This is a genomic window from Lysinibacillus sp. NPDC086135 (genome assembly GCF_044746345.1).
In the GTDB taxonomy this organism is placed as follows: domain Bacteria; phylum Bacillota; class Bacilli; order Bacillales_A; family Planococcaceae; genus Lysinibacillus.
Genome location: NZ_JBIVCA010000011.1, coordinates 107,683 through 123,277, shown reverse-complemented (window position 1 = coordinate 123,277; position 15,595 = coordinate 107,683). Strand labels below are relative to the sequence as shown.

Here is a 15,595-nt window from a genome sequence, read left to right as displayed (position 1 = left end):
TGGCGTAATTTCGTCCGGATTTTAAATTGTGCCCGCACAATTTATTCCTTTTAAAATCCGTGACATCCGCCGGGGGCTTTGGGCCAACGTGATGTTGGTCACTCAGTCGTTGCCACAGGACGTGGTACTCTTAGACTGAGTTCCTCTATTTCAGTAGGTGTTTGAATACCCTCTAAAAAGGAATCACATTTGCATTCATCTCACCACCTTCAGAGGTGGGAGTCTTCTTCTAAATGACGATAAAAAAGAACAGCTTGGCACTATAGCCTGGCTGTTCTTTTCAAATAAACATTTAATGGGCAGATGGAGGACGAAAGCCCCCACTGTTGAAGATTATTTAGAAGTAGAAACTTCCTCTTTTTTCTTCACAACAAACTCTTCATTCACGTAATCAATGATAACTTGATTACCCTTCTCTACATTGCCTTTCAGCAGCTCTTCCGATAAACGGTCTTCTACTTGTTTTTGCAATGAACGACGTAGTGGGCGAGCACCGTATTGAGGATCGTAGCCTTCCTCTGCAATTTTCTCGAGTGCCGAATCCGTTAACTCTAAGGAAATGTCTTGCTCTTTTAGACGTTTTGTTAAAGCATTCGCCATCATTGCGACGATTTCTTTTAAATGTTCTTTTTCTAGTGAGTGGAAGACAATCATTTCGTCGATACGGTTTAAGAACTCTGGACGGAATGCTTTTTTCAATTCCTCGAGCATTGTACCCTTCATATCTTTATACTTCGTATCCGTACCACCTACATTAAAGCCAAGGTTTTTCTGATATTTTAAAGCATCTGCACCGACGTTTGATGTCATAATAACAACGATATTGCGGAAATCGACCACTCGACCCTTAGAATCTGTTAAACGGCCATCTTCAAGTACTTGAAGTAAGATATTGAAAACATCTGGATGAGCCTTCTCAATTTCATCTAGTAATACTACTGAATACGGTTTACGACGAACCTTTTCTGTTAGTTGACCGCCATCATCAAAACCTACATAGCCTGGAGGTGAACCAACTAAACGTGAAGTCGAATGTTTTTCCATGTACTCAGACATATCAACGCGAATCATTGCGTCCTCATCGCCAAACATAACCTCAGCTAGTGCTCTTGCAAGCTCTGTTTTACCAACCCCTGTAGGGCCTAAGAAAATAAATGAGCCAATTGGTCGTTTCGGATCTTTCAAACCAGCTCTTGCACGACGTATTGCGCGAGAAATTGCCTCTACTGCTTCTCCTTGACCTACAACCCGTTTGTGCAACTCTTCTTCAAGTTGTAATAACTTAGAAGATTCTTCTGACGCAATTTTCGAAACTGGAATTCCAGTCCACATAGATACTACCGCTGCTACATCATCCACTGTCACTTTTGACTCGGCTTTACCCTGTTCTTCCTTCCAATTTTTTCTTGTAGTTTCGATTTCATCTTTTAGCTTTTGCTCTGTATCTCTTAATGATGCTGCCTTTTCAAATTCTTGACCTGAGACAGCTGCATTCTTTTCAGAGCGCACATTTTCAAGCTTATCTTCAAGTGCCTTTAAGTTTGGTGGCACTGCGAATGAACGTAAGCGGACTTTAGAACCGGCTTCATCGATTAAGTCAATCGCCTTATCTGGTAAGAAACGATCAGAAATATATCGATCACTCATTTTTGCTGCCGCTTCAATTGCTTCATCAGTGATTTTCACACGGTGATGTGCTTCATAACGATCGCGTAAGCCTTGAATAATTTGAATCGCTTCTTCTACAGTTGGTTCATCAACTTGAATTGGTTGGAAACGACGCTCTAATGCCGCATCCTTCTCAATATATTTGCGATACTCATCTAGTGTCGTTGCACCAATACATTGAAGCTCGCCACGTGCTAAAGATGGTTTTAAAATATTTGATGCATCTATGGCACCTTCTGCACCACCTGCACCGATCAATGTGTGCAATTCATCGATGAATAAAATAACATTTCCTGCTTGGCGAATTTCATCCATTACCTTTTTCAAACGGTCCTCAAATTCACCACGATATTTTGTTCCAGCAACAACTGTCCCCATATCAAGTGTCATAACACGTTTATCACGAAGAATTTCTGGGACTTCATTATTAATAATTTGCTGTGCCAAGCCTTCAGCAATAGCTGTTTTACCAACACCTGGCTCCCCGATTAATACAGGGTTATTTTTTGTACGACGTGACAGAACCTCAATAACACGTGTAATTTCCTTGCTTCGACCAATGACTGGATCTAAAGTGCCTTCACGAGCAATTTGCGTTAAATCACGCGCAAGGCTATCTAATGTAGGTGTATTGGCAGCCTGTGCAGCTTGTTGACCAGATTGAGCATTATCGTTATTGCCTAATAACAATAGCACTTGCTGACGAGCCTTATTCAATCCGACACCAGCATTATTTAATACACGGGCCGCTATACCTTCACCTTCACGAATAAGCGCTAATAGTAAATGCTCTGTGCCGATATAGGAATGACCTAATTTACGTGATTCATCGACTGATAGTTCTATTACCTTTTTAGCACGAGGTGTGTAGTGGACAATTGGACCAACATCTTCTTTACCTTTCCCTACAAGCTCTTCAATACCTGATTCAATCATTTGAGGACTAATATCAATGGCTTCTAATGCTTTTGCAGCAATACCGCCACCTTCACGGATAAGCCCTAATAGAATATGCTCTGTTCCAATTGATTCGTGTTTCCAACGAATTGCCTCTTCTTGTGCAAGCTGTAATACTTTTTGCGCGCGTTGTGTAAAACGATTAAACATCAAATGAATCCTCTCCTTTTCTCCGAATAATAGGCTTACTCATATTTTCTCGAGATAGTGCCTCACGAAGCATTTCCGCTCGTACGCGATCTCGCTCAGTAGGTGGCAAAACGTCACCTGCGTAATTCTGTAAAAATCCAGGTTGCATACTAACTACGCATTCGTTTAATTTAGTCGCTTTAATACCTTCAATTAACCGTAAATCTACTCCTAAACGAACATTGGAAAGACAGGTAGCAGCTTCCTCACTCGTTAAAATTCGAGCATGTGTTAATGTCCCTAAAGCGCGGTATACACGGTCTTCTAAGGCAAGCTCTGCTTTTTCCATTAACTTACCTCTTGCATGTCGTTCTTTTTGAATTATTTTTTCAGCGACACTTTGGATATCGGCTATAATATCATCCTCTGTTTTCCCTAGTGTAATCTGATTTGACACTTGGTAAACATTCCCTATATTTTCACTACCCTCCCCATATATTCCTCTTACCGTCATTCCTAATCGTGTCATCGCATTAATGATTTGATTCATCTGACCCGTAAGTGTAAGGGCAGGCAGGTGCATCATGACAGATGCTCGTAAACCAGTACCAATATTTGTTGGACAACTTGTTAAATAACCAAATGTATCTCGAAATGCGTAAGGCAAAGCTTTCTCTAAGGTACGATCAATTTTATTGGCTTGCTCGTATGCCTTTTGAAGTTGAAAACTCGCTGTCATACATTGAATGCGTAAATGGTCTTCTTCGTTCACCATAATGCTAGTTGATTCGTCATCAGATAAGAGCATGGAGCCAACTCGCTCTTTTTTTGCAAGCTGAGGACTAATCAAGTGCTTTTCCACAAGTATTTGACGCTGTAAAGACGTTAAGTCTTTAATAGCAAAATATGAATAATTTTCTCGAAGTTCTGTACTATCCTTGATTGCATGTGTAACTGCCTGTTCCACCTGTAATGCTTCATCCTCTGTAAAGGCTAATGGAAAACGATAACCATCTAAATTTCGAGCAAGGCGAATGCGTGTACTTATGACAATATCTGAATAATCGTCCTCTACACTCATCCATATCGGTGTAGCACGCTCTAAAAATGACTCAATCATCACGACACATCACCACCTTCAAATTGTAGCTGCTTCTCAAGTTCCTTCGCTTCATCACGAAGCTTTGCGGCCTCTTCAAATTGTTCTTCATCTACAGCAATCTTCATACGTTTACGAATATCTTCAATTTGCTTTTTGATAACATAGACATTGTTTCGGGCACCGGGCATTTTTCCTATATGTTGAGGACCAGCCTGTATACGGTTAAAGAGCTTCGGTAAGTGTTCACTAAAGGTGTCATAGCAGCTAGGGCATCCAAATTTACCTTCTTTTAAAAATTGTTTATACGTAAATCCACATTGTGGGCATGTTTGCGGTTGTGGTGGTGCCTGCTGTTTTTCACCCGCTTGTTGTTGCTGCCATGTAGGGGAGCCAAACCAATTGGATAATAGCTGCTGAATAGATATTGGCTCCTGCTTAAATTCAGCATGAAATGGATGGAACTGCGAGGCACAGACGTCACAATAATGATGCTCTACTTTTTGACCATTTTGAACTTGTGTTACGGTAACTGTCGCATTACGCTGCTTACAATGTTCGCATATCATTCCCATCACCTCTTTTATTTTTGCCGTTCATATTTAATCGTTGTTAGCATCGCTTGTAAAATTCTTGCTCGAATGATATCCCGTAACGGGAGTTGCAAATCAATAGTTGAGCGATCAACTGCTGCTAACATTAATTTCGCTTCTCGCTTTGAAATTACCTGCTCATCAATTAGTCGATACACTAAATCTTCTGCCATTGTTTGCGATGCCCCACCTTCTATTTGCGCGAGGACATCATCGATCAAATCAATTTGTGAATTCGCGCGGACACGTAAAATTCGAATGTATCCACCACCACCACGTTTGCTTTCAACAAGGTAACCTCGTTCGACAGTAAATCTAGTATTGATTACATAATTTATTTGTGAGGGCACGCATTGAAATTTATCTGCGATTTCACTACGTTTTATTTCAATATGCCCTTCTCCACCTAATTCAAGCACTTGCTTTAAGTAGCCTTCTATGATGTCTGATATATTACGCATTTTAGGAATACACCTCGCTTACTTCACTGACTTTGACTATCTTTGACTTTCTTTGAGTATATTATACAAAACGCTTGAAAATAATTGCAATTAATTCGCACTTAGAAAAAATCAATTATGCCTATGCCGAGGAATAATTGCGTCCGGAATCGGCTTTGTGGTTAGGCCAGCAGGATGTTTTTTGCGCGAAAGCGAGCGTCAGCAGCTTGATGCAGGTCAGTTAGCCGTTATCGCATGGAAGCGATGATTTTAGGCTAACATCCTTTATTAACCTCCTTTGCGATTGACATCCGCCAGAGGCTTAACTTATTTCAGCGGATGTTTGGACAACCGCTAAAAAATAAGTTTCTTAGTTATAAGGTACCCTTTTCAGCTATAGAAAAAACGCAAGCATATGCAACTAGCATATACTTGCGTCTATAAAAATTATACCCATCGACCAACTATTGGATAACGCCAAGGCTCATCAGATAGAGCCTTCACAATACCGATAATTGGCGCAATAAAATACATGATACCAAAAACAATTAAGAACGGTATACCAATAAGTAGGAAGCTTAAAATCCCCGAAATTGTAATTAATACCCCCATCACAACTTGGAACAATAAGGCTTGCACGGAAATACTTTTTACCTCTTCATCTGAGCTAATTAAGAAAAATATAATCGGTACTAACCATGGCGCAAAAAACGCACTTGCGTGTATGATTACCTTAGACCATTTAGTTTCCATTTATACCAATCCTTCCATTTAATTTTTTATTTTATGTACTACTATTTACGGACCTATCCCTTAAATAGTTTCAAATATAAATTTGATTTTAAAATTTTTTGAAAGGCATGTGATAACCGATGGAATTTAATAACAAACTTGTAAACGAATACGAAAAAGGTATTCGTCGCACGCTCCCTAGCTATGATGCAATGCTACGTTTGACACAAACCTTTTACCAATCTGCGTTACATGAAACAGCTGAATTTTTAGTAGTTGGCTCCGGAAGCGGCAATGAGATTTTACAGCTTGCTGAGAAAAGTCCTCATTGGTCATTTGTTGGTATAGATCCGTCAGAAGCGATGCTACAAATCGCTGGTGAACGTTTAAAATCTCTACCTAATAATATTTCTTTATATCAAGGAACTATACTGGATACTCAGTTACCTGCAGTGAAGTTTGATGCAGCAAGCTGTGTATTAGTACTTCACTTTATACAAAATGATCAAGAGAAGCTTGCAACATTAAAAGAAATAGCGAATAATTTAAAGCCTGGTGCTCCCTTTGTCCTGGTCTCAAAATATGGGCAGCAAGGTTCCTTAGAAACTGAGCTACAATTTGATTTATGGCGTGCTTATTGGCTACAGCATACAAAGCTAACACCATCGGAAGTAGCGGAAATGGAGAAATCCATACGTTCTCTTTCATTTATGCGTGAAGAGGACATTTTATCACTATTACAGCAGGCAGGTTTTACAAAACCATCTAGATTCTTTGCGACTACTTTATTTGGTGGTTGGATATGTTATAAAGAAAGTTTGTTGTGAAGATATATACCTGTTAAGTTATAATTAACAGAATTGAGGTGAATGCTGTGATACGTACAATTGGCATTACAAAAGACCAAAAGCTTATAAAGGATTTTCCGCTTGAAGATATACACAAAAACGAATTTGAATGGTACTGGGTCGATTTTAATTGTCCGACCGATGAGGAAGAACTACTGTTAGATACATTTTTCCATTTTCACCCACTTGCTATAGAAGATTGTTTAATGCGTTTACAGCGGCCAAAGCTCGATTTTTATGATGATTTCCATTTCTTTGTTATCCAAAGAGTTAACGAAGAATTAACAGCTGAAGAAGTAAACATTTTTGTTTCTAATAAATTTATTGTCACATTTCATAAAAATTCAGCACCGGAGATAGATCGAGTACAAATGATGTTAGAAAAACAGCCAAAGAATTGGGAACGTGGCACAATATATTTAACATACCAGGTAATCGATAAAATCGTTGATAACTATTTCCCACTTGTCTATAAGATTGAGGATCATTTAAATGCACTAGAAGATGAGCTTACCTATCAAAGTAACCCCAACGCTATGAAAATTGTGTTTGAATTCCGTAGTGATTTGCTTGATCTACGTCGCACCATATTACCAATGCGTGATCTATTATATCGTATCCTTAACTCTTACCGATTTTCACTAAAAAAATCAGAACGAGCTTATTTCGGAGATATTTACGATCATCTGCTTAAACTCACCGAAATGATCGAATCCAACCGTGAGCTCACTGCAGATATGCGTGATAGCTATATGGCGATGAGCTCTAGTCGCATGAATGGCATTATGATGACCTTAACAATTGTTTCAACAATCTTTATTCCGCTAACATTTATTGCCGGTGTTTATGGAATGAATTTCGAATATATGCCAGAGCTACACGGGAGATTTAGCTACTTTATCGTACTCGGAATTATGATTTTTATCGCTTTATTTATGCTGGCAGTCTTTAAGCTTAAAGGCTGGTTCAAATTATTTAAACCTTAATTCCTTCGGGACCATCGTCATCGATGACGAGAAGAGCCCGCGCAAAGCATTTACTCGGACAACATACTAAAGGCACCTAAGATTTTTCTAAGGTGCCTTTCCACTGTCAGTAAGGACCACGATCATCAATTTTATCTTCGCCTTGCTGTGGAAATAAAAAGTAAGCGAGTACCCCAGATACTAATGGTGCACAGATAGTAATTAATAGTTGATCTAAGTCTGGTACTTCAGCATAGTAGTTTCTTAACATGTAAACCGAGCCAATCGCTACAATTACCATAACCGGAATAACAAATTTGAAACGCTTCTTTTCCATGTAAACCTCCTCAAAACTATTGTTACGTTCAATCTAAACAGTTCGTATTTTACAGGTTTCCTATTTCAAATTCAATTTACCTATTACCTTTTTAATAGTCTATTTCATGACTTTTAATCGACGGTCGTCTATAATGCCTATAAAAAAATAAAGAAATACACTAAAATTTTAACCAAATTTACGACAAAAAATAGTAGAATAGACTAAATACCATATATTCCGAAAAATTAACAAACTAAGCAATTCGATTTTTTATATACTACTATGCATTTATAAAGAATGGAGCAAAAGACAATGAGTTGGTTTACAAAAAAGAACGATTCTAGCTACTCAATTACATTAGCACCTGAAAATTATAAAAACAATGTACAATTGGATGTATCAAACTATCCAAAACTTCAAAAACAGTTGCAACTTTTAGATTTAACAATTGAGGATTTAGCCATCATTAAACAACTACAACCTTTAGCTAAGGATTTAGTTCCTGAAATGGTGGATCAATTTTATGCAGCTATTAGTTTGAGCCAAGATTTGTTAGATATTATAAACAGAACGTCACAAATCAATCGTTTAAAAGTTACTTTACATAAGCACTTGAGTGATATTTTCGAAAGTCATATTAACAACTCTTATATTGATGAACGGAAGGCAATCGCTGAAACCCATGTTCGAATTGGTCTACAATCAAAGTGGTATATCGCCTCATTCCAGTCATTAACAACGACATTTACACGCTTTACAAATGAGTTGGATTTATCGAAACATGATGCCATACGTGCTATCAATGCCTTCTGCAAAATCATTAACTTCGAGCAGCAGCTTGTAATCGAAGCCTATGAAAAAGAAGAGGAACGCATTCGAGCAGCAGCTGATGACACAAAACACGCACTTGTCACTACCATTCAAAAAACGGCAGAGGAGCTCAATGGGATTAGTGAAGAAACAGCAGCTTCTTTATTAGTCATTTCTTCTCAAACGGACGATATCGCAGTAGCGACTAAGCAAGGCTTATCCTTCGTTGCTGATACACAGGAAAAATCCAGACGCGGACAGCAGCAGCTACAAGATCAAAATGATTTAATACAAGTTATTTTGCAAAGTGTAAACAGTCTCGAAGTTACGATGAACCAGTTACGCACATCTTCTCAAAAAATATCAGAGATTGTAGGGCTAGTTACAGGAATTGCCGATCAAACCAACTTATTAGCATTGAATGCTTCTATCGAGGCAGCCCGTGCAGGTGAGCATGGTAAAGGTTTTGCTGTTGTAGCAGAGGAAGTTCGTAAGCTTGCAGAAGAGACAAAAAATGCTGTACAAAATGTTTCTCATCTCATTAAAGAAACAGAAAGTAATATTACAACAATGTCTAATTCAGTTATTAACGTGGATCAAAAGATTCAACATAGCGTAGATACACAAAACAGTTTATCTAAATCATTTAATGATATCGCCGACGCTGTTTCTGGAATTCAACAGCAGTACGTAAATACATCCAGAGATATTTCAACAATCTCTAACTTGATTACTGAACTGTCACAAGGGGCTACACTAGTTTCTTCTTCTTCCGATTCACTGATTAATGTGGTAAATGAGTTAAAAATGTAAGCACAAAAAGGGAAACTGACAGTATACGTCAATTTCCCTTTTCACTTTTAATGCGGTAATTCCCGCTTTTGCTTACGATGTTCTCGTCTTGCAGGGCCGGTTTCAAACAGACGTTTTTCTGCATCTGTTTCAGGATAAATTGCAGGAACTGGCTTAGGTTTACCGTCATCATCTACTGCAACCATCGTTACAAAGGATTCCGTCGTTAATTTTTCCTCACGAGTTTCAATGTTTCGTGAAATAACCCGAACGTAAACTTCCATTGAAGAACGTCCAGTTGACGAAACAATACTTTCAATTTCTAAAATATCCCCTACATGTGCTGCCGATAAAAAATCGACTGAATCAATAGAGGCTGTAACTACATGCCCTTTCGCATGCTTCATTGCCGTAATTGCAGCAATTTCATCAATATAAGCTAACACTCTTCCACCAAAAATGGAGTTGTGATTATTTGTATCTGGCGGTAATACGAGACGCGTTTGAACAGTACGTGACTGACCCATCGGTATTGCGTTGTTTGTCATAGTTCTTGCAACTTCCCTTCATGAATGTTCTTTCGCCATCGTATCGTAGAAAAAGAGTTGATGCAAATTAGAACGATTTTTTCATTGTTATAAATTTCATATCTGTCATTTCCTCAATTGCCCACTTAATACCTTCGCGTCCGTAGCCACTCATTTTTACGCCACCGTATGGCATATTATCGACCCTAAATGTCGGAATATCATTAATAATAACAGCACCTGCTTGTATTTCATCTGCTGCACGTAATGCATCAGGTAACACATTCGTATAAATGCCGGCATTTAAACCAAGTTCCGACTCATTCACTAGTCGAATAGCGTCGTCTAATGTTTCATATGAAACAATTGAGACGATTGGCGCGAATGTTTCCTGGCAAACAACTTTCATATCCGACGTCACATTCGTCATAACAGTTGGCGTTAAAGTACGTTCCGTGAATGTTCCTCCTGTTGCAACTATCGCACCTTGTGACTTTGCTTCGTCAATCCATTGACGAATACGTTCAACTTCTTTTGGATGAATCATTGCACTAACATCCGTATTTGTATCTAGTGGATCACCTACCAATAATTTTTCTGTCTCAGCTACAAACGCCTGTGTAAATTCATCAATTATAGATGCGTGTACATAAATACGTTGTAAAGAGATACAAACTTGTCCAGCAAAATTAAAAGCACCACCGACACAACGCGCAATAATTTTATCAATCGGTGTCGATGGCTCGACAATTACTGCCGCATTGGAACCAAGCTCTAAAGTGACTTTACGCAAGCCTACTTTTTCTTTAATGCCCAAACCAACCTTACCACTTCCCGTGAATGTCACCTTTTTCACAAGTGGGTGGGTCACTAGTGTATCACTTAGCTCCCCTCCGCTACCTGTAATAATTTGAAGCGCACCATTAGGTAGACCCGCTTGCTGGAAAATTTCCGCCATCACGATAGAGCTTAATGGCGTTTGCGTCGCTGGCTTTAAAACTACCGTATTTCCAACTGCAAAAGCAGGTCCTAATTTATGTGCCACTAAATTGAATGGAAAATTAAATGGTGTAATGGCTGAAATTACACCTAGAGGTTCTCGTTTTGTCCAGCCGATACGATCTCCTGCCCCGGGTGCAGCATCCATCGGTACCGTTTCACCATTTGCTTGCTTAGCACCCTCCGCAGCAAATTGATAAGTTGCTATTGTACGTTCTATTTCAGTTAAACCTGCCGATATTGGCTTACCTGCCTCTAATGCCAAAATTTCAGCTAATTCCTCTTTCCGCTGGCGCATTATGTCAACCACTTTATATAATATTTCGGCACGTTCGTAGGCTGTTGTCTTTTTAAACGTTTGGAATGCCTCCTGTGCACCTTCAATTGCTTGCTCAACGTCAGAAATTGATGCCTTAGCTACCTTTGCAATAACCTCACCACTATAGGGCGATCTCAGTTCATATGTTTCCTTTGCGTTCTGCCATTGGCCATTCATCCAAAGCTTTGTTTCCTTCATCCTTCAAATGCACCTCCAAAATCAAGTTCTTCTTTATTTTATCACGAAGAACTTGATGCTACAGCTGCTGCACTCATTGCTGCGAACATCGCTGCTTGCTGTGCTTGAATCAATAATTCAATTGATGACATGATCGTCATTGATAAGGATTGTTGTACCTGCGCCATATCATAAATTGCAATTTGTATAGCCATAAATAACACAAATTCACGATGCCATTTTAAAAGTTTCATATCCTTTAACTCATTATATAAATCAACAATCTGTTGAAGCTGTACTTGATTCACTTTAAGGATTGCTAAAAAACCAAGTAAAGGATAATGCATCGTCTTGACCTTTACATCCTGATTCTTTAGTGTGTCACGGATTGTTACAACACTTGGCACTAGATTATTATCATATTGAGCTGATAAGAAAGTCAGTAATTGCGATAGCCATTGAAGCTCATTACCCGCATTAAAATTATACGTACGTAATTCTTTATAATAACGATTCATTGTTTCCGCACGTAGCTCTACATCATCAGATGAGCTACTTAGCAATACTGCATAAGGAATATCATCGTATGACGTTAAAAACTTATGATGTTTACGGATTGCATCAAATAATGCACGTGCTGCCTGTGCATGTGCACGCTTCTCACTTTCCTCTTCAGTTAAAAACTGTGCACCAATAAAACTAAAGTTCCCACTTCTAAATTTCGCTTCCTTCATTATATTAACGTTGTTCAGTAAATTTTTTACTGCTTGTTCTGTATCTTCTTGCTCCAATAAATTTGCAGCAATACTATAACCTATCGTTGTTCTTAACGGAGATGTCCATGAAGTTTGCTTTTTCATTTCTTGTAATACTTCTTTATATTTAACAGAATCAAAAGGTTTTCCAGATGCCACATATTTGCCAGCTATAGCTAACACAATTTTACGATCCACTGTCCGGCCAACAGCCTTCGAGACATCCTCCACCATATTTGTAAACTGATTTTCAATCATAACGAAATCCATGTTTAACACGCTCCTTTTCCATATTTACGTAATTAAACAAAAAAGGATTCATCCATTTTGACTCATCATCATAACGTTGGATTGGTTTCATTCCTTCTAGCGTAGTGCTAACGAAGCGACAGCAGCATTTTTTTAGAAAAGCCCTATCAAGCAGCAATATAGCCTCACATAAACTTTTCAAATAAATCAACATAAAAAAACAGCGGCAATACTTTTTGCCGCTGTCACTAAAGTCTTTAAATTAAACCTAATTCCTTTAACTCCTCTGTTGAAAAGGCTCTTGATCTTGTTAAGAATCGTTTCCCTTCAACGCCTTCAAGTGAAAACATACCACCTCTACCCTCGACAACGTCCAAGATTATTTGTGTATGCTTCCAGTAGTCATATTGATTTTTATGCATATAGAAGGGGGCACCACCAATCTCTCCTAGGCAAACATCTTGATCACCTAATAGTAAGTCGCCCTCTGGATAACACATTGGCGAAGAGCCGTCGCAGCATCCACCTGATTGATGAAATATAACAGGACCATGCTTTTCTTTCAATAATTCTTTTAGTGCTAGCGCTTCTTCTGTTGCTATAACTCGCTCGACCAAGCTCATGCACCTCCCTATTGATTAGAAGAAACCAAGTTTGTTTTCACTGTAGCTAACTAATAGGTTTTTCGTTTGTTGATAGTGAGATAACATCATCTTATGGTTTTCACGACCAACACCCGACATTTTATAGCCACCGAATGCTGCATGTGCAGGATAAGCGTGGTAGCAGTTTGTCCAAACACGTCCTGCTTGAATACCACGACCAAAGCGATAGGCTGTATTCATATCACGTGTCCATACACCTGCACCCAAACCGTATAATGTGTCATTCGCAATTTCTAACGCTTCTTCTTTTGTTTTAAATGTTGTTACAGCAACAACCGGCCCGAAAATTTCTTCTTGGAAAATACGCATTTTATTGTGTCCTTTGAAGACAGTTGGCTTAATGTAGTAACCATTTTCAAAGCCTGATCCTACATTATTTTTCTCTCCGCCAATTAGACATTCTGCACCTTCTTGCTTACCAATATCTAAGTAAGAAAGGATTTTTTCCATTTGCTCACTTGAAGCTTGCGCACCCATCATCGTATTCGGATCAAGTGGATTTCCAACTTTAATCGCTTCAACACGCTGTAGGACGCGCTCCATAAATTTATCGTAAATAGATTCTTGAATTAATGCACGGGAAGGACATGTACATACTTCACCTTGGTTTAATGCGAATAATACAAAGCCCTCTACTGCTTTATCTAAAAAGGCATCATCTTCGTCCATAATATCCTCAAAGAAGATGTTTGGCGATTTGCCGCCCAATTCTAATGTAACTGGAATAAGATTTTGTGAAGCATATTGCATAATTAAGCGACCTGTCGTAGTCTCACCAGTAAAGGCAATTTTACCGATGCGTGGATTTGATGCTAGCGGCTTCCCTGCCTCTAAGCCAAAGCCATTGACAACATTTAGTACACCTGATGGCAATAAATCTTCTATTAATTCAACGAGCACCATAATTGAAGTTGGTGTTTGCTCTGCAGGTTTTAACACCACACAGTTTCCAGCTGCAAGTGCTGGTGCTAGCTTCCAAACAGCCATTAATAACGGGAAGTTCCATGGGATAATTTGACCTACTACCCCAATTGGCTCATGGAAATGATACGCGACAGTATCATTATCGATTTGGCTTACTGCGCCTTCTTGTGCACGTAAAGCTCCCGCAAAATAACGGAAATGATCAATTGCAAGAGGGATATCTGCATTTAATGTTTCACGTACCGCTTTTCCGTTATCCCATGTTTCGGCAACGGCTAGCTTTTCTAAGTTTTGTTCTATGCGGTCCGCAATTTTAAGTAAAATGTTTGCACGCTCTGTTGCGGATGTTTTCCCCCATGCATCTTTTGCGGCATGTGCTGCATCAAGTGCAAGTTCAATATCCTCAGTAGTAGAACGAGCTACTTGTGTAAAAACTTGTCCAGTAACAGGTGTCACATTGTCAAAGTATTGTCCTTTCACTGGAGGTGTCCATTCCCCACCAATGTAATTTTCATATTTCTCTTTGAATTGAACTACCGACCCTTCAGTGTTTGGAAATGCATAAACCATTTTACTTCTCCCCTTTACACAAAATGATGAGAAAATAATCTACAAATATCGTCATTTTTTATCGAAATAACGATATTTTCATAGATACCCTCTTACACAATATATTGTCAGAAACGAAAAATAATTTCAACTTTTTTAAATTTTTTTAGATTTATATTAAAATTCGTTTGTGATTAAGGAAGGAGGTTGGTATGAAAGCACAAGGAATGAAGTATGAACGACCAGGAGACCCACGAAAGTTGTTTTCCTAGAGTGAGCTATATTTCCTACAAAAGCTTCTAGAATTCACGGTGTGACCAACTATAATGTATACTTAAAAATAATATAAATGTATAGGAGAACAGTATGCGCATTAATAAATATTTGAGTGAAACAGGCATCGTATCTCGTCGCGGTGCGGATAAATGGGTAGAAGAAGGTAAAGTAACAATTAATGGTGAACTTGCTACAGTCGGTAGTCAAGTAGAAGCTGGTGATATGGTTTGTGTTGATGGAAAAGAGGTAAAGAAAGAAGAACAGCTCGTATATATTGCCTTAAACAAACCAGTAGGAATTACAAGTACAACTGAACGTCATATAAAAGGAAATGTCGTTGATTTTGTCAATCACCCTCTTCGCATTTTCCATATTGGACGACTAGATAAAGAGTCAGAAGGGCTATTATTACTGACAAATGATGGTGACATCGTCAATAAAATTTTACGTGCTGAAAACCATCACGAAAAAGAATATATCGTGCAAGTCGATAAACCCATTACGGAGCAATTCATCAAAGAAATGGGAGCGGGTGTAGATATTTTAGATACTACAACCCTACCTTGTCATGTTGAAAAAATATCTGATAAAGTCTTTAAAATCATTTTAGAGCAAGGTTTAAATCGCCAAATACGTCGTATGTGTTCAGCACTTGGCTACTCCGTTAAGCGTCTACAACGCATTCGTATTATGAATATTAAGCTTGGCAATTTAAAAGTTGGACAGTGGCGCGATTTAACAGATAAAGAACGCACAGAACTATTTAGACTACTTAAATACACACCAAAATAAAGCAGTTTAAG

Annotated in this window: 15 protein-coding genes; 4 read left to right on the top strand and 11 right to left on the bottom strand. The window is 38.6% G+C overall.

Annotated elements, in window-relative coordinates; all coding sequences use genetic code 11:
• Positions 1–333 precede the first annotated feature (333 nt).
• The 5 genes from ACIPKN_RS15545 to ACIPKN_RS15525 all read right to left on the bottom strand — a co-directional run bounded on the left by ACIPKN_RS15545 (position 334) and on the right by ACIPKN_RS15525 (position 5,639).
• Positions 334–2,778 (bottom strand): ATP-dependent Clp protease ATP-binding subunit, encoded by a 2,445-nt coding sequence (locus ACIPKN_RS15545; protein WP_400937646.1) that lies wholly within the window; start codon positions 2,776–2,778, stop codon positions 334–336.
• On the bottom strand, positions 2,768–3,877 hold the full coding sequence (mcsB, locus tag ACIPKN_RS15540) for a protein-arginine kinase McsB (RefSeq protein ID WP_400937643.1): 1,110 nt from the start codon (positions 3,875–3,877) through the stop codon (positions 2,768–2,770). Before mcsB ends, ACIPKN_RS15545 begins: the two co-directional genes overlap by 11 nt.
• A complete protein-coding gene (locus ACIPKN_RS15535; protein WP_400937641.1) occupies positions 3,874–4,422 on the bottom strand; it encodes a UvrB/UvrC motif-containing protein in 549 nt (182 codons plus the stop codon). Before ACIPKN_RS15535 ends, mcsB begins: the two co-directional genes overlap by 4 nt.
• Before the next feature lie 14 nt (positions 4,423–4,436).
• On the bottom strand, positions 4,437–4,907 hold the full coding sequence (locus tag ACIPKN_RS15530) for a CtsR family transcriptional regulator (protein ID WP_400937638.1): 471 nt from the start codon (positions 4,905–4,907) through the stop codon (positions 4,437–4,439).
• A gap of 426 nt (positions 4,908–5,333) precedes the next feature.
• Complete coding sequence (locus tag ACIPKN_RS15525) at positions 5,334–5,639, bottom strand: magnetosome magnetite crystal formation protein family (RefSeq protein ID WP_400937636.1); 306 nt, start codon at positions 5,637–5,639, stop codon at positions 5,334–5,336.
• Positions 5,640–5,758: 119 nt separating this feature from the next.
• On the opposite strand from ACIPKN_RS15525, the gene ACIPKN_RS15520 reads away from it, so the two are divergent.
• Entirely contained in the window at positions 5,759–6,445 is a 687-nt protein-coding gene (locus tag ACIPKN_RS15520) for a class I SAM-dependent methyltransferase (protein WP_400937634.1), read from the top strand.
• A gap of 47 nt (positions 6,446–6,492) precedes the next feature.
• On the top strand, positions 6,493–7,452 hold the full coding sequence (gene corA / locus ACIPKN_RS15515) for a magnesium/cobalt transporter CorA (RefSeq protein ID WP_400937631.1): 960 nt from the start codon (positions 6,493–6,495) through the stop codon (positions 7,450–7,452).
• Between the two features lie 106 nt (positions 7,453–7,558).
• On the opposite strand, the gene ACIPKN_RS15510 is transcribed toward corA, so the two are convergent.
• Positions 7,559–7,768 carry a hypothetical protein gene (locus tag ACIPKN_RS15510; RefSeq protein ID WP_400937629.1) on the bottom strand — a complete coding sequence of 70 codons (210 nt, stop codon included), beginning with the start codon at positions 7,766–7,768 and terminating at the stop codon, positions 7,559–7,561.
• Between the two features lie 294 nt (positions 7,769–8,062).
• Here ACIPKN_RS15510 and ACIPKN_RS15505 point away from each other — a divergent pair, with 294 nt between their 5' ends.
• Positions 8,063–9,373: a globin-coupled sensor protein gene (locus tag ACIPKN_RS15505; RefSeq protein WP_142509924.1), complete on the top strand. Its 1,311-nt coding sequence runs from the start codon at positions 8,063–8,065 to the stop codon at positions 9,371–9,373.
• Between the two features lie 47 nt (positions 9,374–9,420).
• Here ACIPKN_RS15505 and ACIPKN_RS15500 read toward each other — a convergent pair whose 3' ends face one another.
• The 5 genes from ACIPKN_RS15500 to adh form a co-directional block, all read right to left on the bottom strand.
• Positions 9,421–9,900, bottom strand: a complete 480-nt coding sequence (locus tag ACIPKN_RS15500) for an acyl-CoA thioesterase (protein WP_053482846.1) — start codon at positions 9,898–9,900, stop codon at positions 9,421–9,423.
• Positions 9,901–9,967: 67 nt separating this feature from the next.
• Positions 9,968–11,395 carry an aldehyde dehydrogenase family protein gene (locus ACIPKN_RS15495; RefSeq protein WP_400937625.1) on the bottom strand — a complete coding sequence of 476 codons (1,428 nt, stop codon included), beginning with the start codon at positions 11,393–11,395 and terminating at the stop codon, positions 9,968–9,970.
• A gap of 41 nt (positions 11,396–11,436) precedes the next feature.
• A complete protein-coding gene (locus tag ACIPKN_RS15490; RefSeq protein WP_400937622.1) occupies positions 11,437–12,399 on the bottom strand; it encodes a DUF4003 family protein in 963 nt (320 codons plus the stop codon).
• A gap of 236 nt (positions 12,400–12,635) precedes the next feature.
• The gene (locus ACIPKN_RS15485) at positions 12,636–12,995 is read right to left on the bottom strand and encodes a DUF779 domain-containing protein (RefSeq protein ID WP_400937620.1); all 360 of its coding nucleotides are present in this window, start codon (positions 12,993–12,995) and stop codon (positions 12,636–12,638) included.
• 21 nt (positions 12,996–13,016) lie between these two features.
• On the bottom strand, positions 13,017–14,537 hold the full coding sequence (gene adh / locus ACIPKN_RS15480) for an aldehyde dehydrogenase (protein WP_323654764.1): 1,521 nt from the start codon (positions 14,535–14,537) through the stop codon (positions 13,017–13,019).
• A gap of 345 nt (positions 14,538–14,882) precedes the next feature.
• Between adh and rluF the strand changes: the two genes are divergently transcribed.
• A complete protein-coding gene (gene rluF, locus ACIPKN_RS15475; RefSeq protein ID WP_142509930.1) occupies positions 14,883–15,584 on the top strand; it encodes a 23S rRNA pseudouridine(2604) synthase RluF in 702 nt (233 codons plus the stop codon).
• Positions 15,585–15,595 lie beyond the last annotated feature (11 nt).